The following is a 4,012-nucleotide window of genomic DNA, read 5'->3' on the forward strand; positions in this document are numbered from 1 at the left end:
GGGGGGGTGGTGGGGGGGGGGGGGGGTGGGGGGGGGGGGGGGGGGGGGGGGGGGCGGGGGGGGGGGGGGGGGCGGGGGGGGGGGGGGGGGGTGGGGGGGGGGGGGGGGGGGGGCCCGGCCCGGGCGGCCCCCCGCCCCTCGGGGGCTCCGCCCCCGGACCCCCGCTGCTCAATCGCCGCAGGGGCTTGAAGTTGCTTGGTGTGCGTCACACGCGGAGGCGGTTACGCGGGCCGCCCCGCCCCGCCTATCGTCGAGCCATGTTCGCCGCATACGCAGCCCGCATCGATCCCGACCATCCCCTCGACGGCCTGGAGCTGGGTGACCGCCCGGCGCCCCGGGCGCGTCCCGGGTGGACCACCGTCACCGTCCGGGCGGCCTCCCTCAACCACCACGACCTCTGGTCCCTGCGGGGCGTGGGTCTCCCGCAGGACCGGCTGCCGATGATCCTCGGCTGCGACGCGGCCGGCGTCGACCAGGACGGCAACGAGGTCGTCCTGCACTCCGTCATCGGGCAGTCGGGGCACGGCGTCGGGCCGAAGGAGCCGCGCTCCATCCTCACCGAGCGCTACCAGGGCGCCTTCGCCGAGCAGGTCACCGTCCCCACCTGGAACGTCCTGCCCAAGCCGAGGGAGCTCAGCTTCGAGGAGGCCGCCTGTCTGCCGACCGCCTGGCTCACCGCGTACCGGATGCTGTTCACCAACGCCGGTGTGCGGCCCGGCGATTCCGTGCTCGTCCAGGGCGCCGGCGGCGGGGTCGCCACCGCCGCCATCGTGCTCGGGAAGGCCGCCGGGCTACGGGTCTTCGCCACCAGCCGGGACCAGGCCAAGCGTGAGCGGGCGGTCGAACTCGGCGCTCTGGAGGCGTACGAGCCCGGCGCCCGGCTGCCGCAGCGGGTGGACGCCGTCATCGAGACCGTGGGGGCCGCCACCTGGTCCCACTCCGTGAAGTCGCTGCGTCCCGGCGGCACCCTCGTCATCTCCGGGGCCACCAGCGGCGATCGGCCCGCGCACGCCGAGCTGACCCGCATCTTCTTCCTGGAACTGAAGGTCGTCGGCTCCACCATGGGGTCCAAGGACGAGTTGGAGGACCTGCTCGCGTTCTGCGCGACCACCGGGGTGCGCCCGGTCATCGACGAGGTGCTGCCGCTGGACCGGGCCAAGGACGGGTTCCGGCGGCTGGAGTCGGGCGACCTCTTCGGGAAGATCGTGTTCACACCGACCTCCTGAGGATGGTCGGGAAGTCCCTGAGAACTCCTCGGTGACGAAGACTTGAGGGATGTTCAGCTCTGCTGGTGAGATCGACCCATGCGAATGGGCAGAGCACTCATGGCAGTTGTCGTCGCGTCCGTGCTCGCGGCGGGGGTCCTCGCCCCCGCCGCTACGGCACGCCCCGCATCCGTATCCGCCCCGGCTCCGGCCCCCGCGTCCGCACGGCACGGCGTCCCGCCGCTGACCGACGGCCAGGGGCGCACCCTCACCCTGCGGGGCTGGAACGTCGAGGACAAGGCGAACCGCGGCGAGGACGCCCTCACCGCCATCACCGAACGGCACTTCCGCGACCTGCGCGCACACGGCTTCAACTTCGCCCGGCTGCTGGTCTTCTGGGACGACCTGGAGCCCACCCGCGGCCAGTACAGCGAACGCTGTCTCCGACGCGTCGAACGCATCCTGGACTGGGCGGGCAAGCACCGTGTCCATGTCCTCATCGACGCCCACCAGGACGTCTTCGGGCCCGCGTTCGGGCACCGGGGCATCCCCGCCTGGGCCACCAGGACCGACGGGCTGCCGTTCACCCCGAACCCCGACGACTGGTTCTCGGAGTACTTCCAGCCCGCCGTCCAGCGGGCCTTCACCCACCTCTACGAGGACCCCGACCTTCAGCGCGCCCAGGCCGCCATGTGGCAGGTCCTCGCGGAACGCTTCCGCGACCACCCGGCCGTGATCGGCTACGACCTGATCAACGAGCCGATGGGGGAGCTGCGCGCGGGCGAGGACCTGCCCACCGCCGCCCGCCGCATCGAGGCCCAGCACCTCACCCCGATGTACAACCGGCTCGCCCGCGCCGTCCGGGCGAAGGACCGCGACACCTGGCTCTTCGTCGAGCCGACGCCCATCGTCGGCGAGGGCGTCCCCACCGGGCTCGGCCGGATCGAGGACCGCCGGACCGTGTACGCCCCGCACTTCTACAACACCGCCATGGAGGCGGGTGCGGACTACGACCCCTCGGCCGGCTGGATCGAGGCGTACGAGGCGGCCGTCACCGCCTACCCGGCCCGCCACCGGATGCCCGTGGTCGTCGGCGAGTGGGGACCCCTGAACAACTCCCTCCCCCACATGGGCCGCTTCTACCGGGAGGCCGTCGACTCCCTGAACCGCTACAGCTCCGGCTGGGCGGGGTACGTCTGGTGCTACGGCGGCGGCTACTGCGCGGTCGACGAGCGCGGCCGCTTCCGTACGAACAAGGAGCGGACGGCAACGCCGTACGCCCCCGCCGTCGCGGGGACCGTCCGCTCCGAGGCGTACGACGCGGACACCCACTCCTACCGCCTCGCCTACCGTGCCGCAGCCCGCCCCGGGGTGACCGAGCTGTCCCTCCCGCCCTCGCGCCGGGGCTGGCGTGTCTCCGTCACCGGTCCGGCCCGCCTCCTCGGCGGGCCGTCGCGCGAGGGGCGGCCGGTCGTGCTGGCGTGGCCCGGGGCGGAGGTGGTGGTGACCGTGCGGGAGGCTGGCCCGTATGGACGAACTGACCACCCCTGAAGGGTTCCTGCTGCGCCCCTGGGAGCCCGCCGACGCCTCGGCGGTGCTCCGCGCCTTCGCCCCGGCCGAGATGGGCCGCCAGACGGACCGGCCGGTGTTCGACCGGTCCGGGGCGCTGGCCTGGATCGCGGACCGCACGCGCGAACGGGGAGCGCGCACCGGCTACTCGTGGGCCGTCGTGGGGGAGGAGGGCGAGGCGCTGGGCTGTGTCGCGGTCGGCTCCGTCAACCGGTCCCATGACACCGGCTGGGTCTCCTACTGGACCACGGAGGAGGCGCGCGGCCGGGGCGTCGCCCCGGCCGGGGTGCGGGCCCTGGCGCGCTGGGCCTTCGACGAGCTGGGGCTGTACCGGCTGGAGCTGGGCCACCGCACCGACAACCCGGCCTCCTGCCGGGTCGCGACCCGGTCGGGGTTCGCGCCCGAGGGAATCGACCGGGCCAAACTGCGGTACGGCGACGTCCGGTACGACGTCGAGCGGCACGCGCGCCTGGCCGGCGACGATGTCAACTTTGATTGACAAGGCAGTGGTGTCAATGTAGGTTGACGCCATGACCGAAGCAACGGATCTGGCCGCACGCGCCGGCGACCGTGACCCGCGCGTCGGGTTGCGGGCGGTGGCCGCGCTGCGGCGGCTGCTGGAGCAGCTCGAAGCCGTACAGGTGAGAAGTGCCCGCGTCCAGGGCTGGTCGTGGCAGGAGATCGCCGCCGAGCTGGGCGTCAGTCGGCAGGCCGTGCACAAGAAGTACGGGAGGCGTTGATGTTCGAGCGATTCACCCGAGGGGCCCGCGCGACCGTGAAGGGCGCCGTGGCCCAGGCCGAGCAGGTCGGCGCCGACTCGGTCACCGAGGAACACCTGCTGCTCGCGCTGCTGGAGCAGGAAGGCGGCCGGGCCTTGTTCGCCGTCACCGCACTCGGCCTCCACGACCGCCGAGCCTCCCTGGACGCCGCGTTCGCCGAGGCCCGCCGCCGTGGCGGCCTGACCAAGGCGGACACCGACGCCCTCGCCGACATCGGCATCGACCTCGGAGCGATCGTCTCCCGGGTCGAAGGGGCCCACGGCGAGGGAGCCCTGGCGGCCGGCCGGGGCGGCCGCCGGTGGTGGTCGGGGCACCGCCCCTTCACCTCCGGCGCGAAGACCGTCCTGGAGAACTCGCTCCGGGTCGCCCTAGGGCGTGTCTTCAAAGGGTCATATCCACATTAGGAGTGACGCGATGGTGAGTGCTGCTTCGTAGGATTCGCGGGTTTTGTCGTAGCGG

Annotated in this window: 4 protein-coding genes and 1 pseudogene; all 5 read left to right on the forward strand. The window is 73.4% G+C overall.

Going from position 1 to position 4,012, the window contains the following annotated elements:
• Positions 1 to 257 precede the first annotated feature (257 nt).
• Positions 258 to 1,226, forward strand: coding sequence for a zinc-binding dehydrogenase (locus ACIRJT_RS38735; protein ID WP_403919323.1), 969 nt, complete (start codon positions 258 to 260; stop codon positions 1,224 to 1,226).
• Between the two features lie 99 nt (positions 1,227 to 1,325).
• Entirely contained in the window at positions 1,326 to 2,756 is a 1,431-nt protein-coding gene (locus ACIRJT_RS38740; protein ID WP_403919326.1) for a cellulase family glycosylhydrolase, read from the forward strand.
• Complete coding sequence (locus tag ACIRJT_RS38745) at positions 2,734 to 3,273, forward strand: GNAT family N-acetyltransferase (protein ID WP_403919329.1); 540 nt, start codon at positions 2,734 to 2,736, stop codon at positions 3,271 to 3,273. Before ACIRJT_RS38740 ends, ACIRJT_RS38745 begins: the two co-directional genes overlap by 23 nt.
• A 31-nt stretch (positions 3,274 to 3,304) precedes the next feature.
• Complete coding sequence (locus tag ACIRJT_RS38750) at positions 3,305 to 3,514, forward strand: sigma factor-like helix-turn-helix DNA-binding protein (protein WP_006127526.1); 210 nt, start codon at positions 3,305 to 3,307, stop codon at positions 3,512 to 3,514.
• A pseudogene (locus ACIRJT_RS38755) lies at positions 3,514 to 3,930 on the forward strand (Clp protease N-terminal domain-containing protein); the annotation flags it as partial. The gene ACIRJT_RS38750 and the pseudogene ACIRJT_RS38755, both read left to right, overlap by 1 nt.
• Positions 3,931 to 4,012: the final 82 nt, after the last annotated feature.

This window comes from Streptomyces sp. NPDC102283 (genome assembly GCF_044766265.1).
GTDB lineage: Bacteria > Actinomycetota > Actinomycetes > Streptomycetales > Streptomycetaceae > Streptomyces.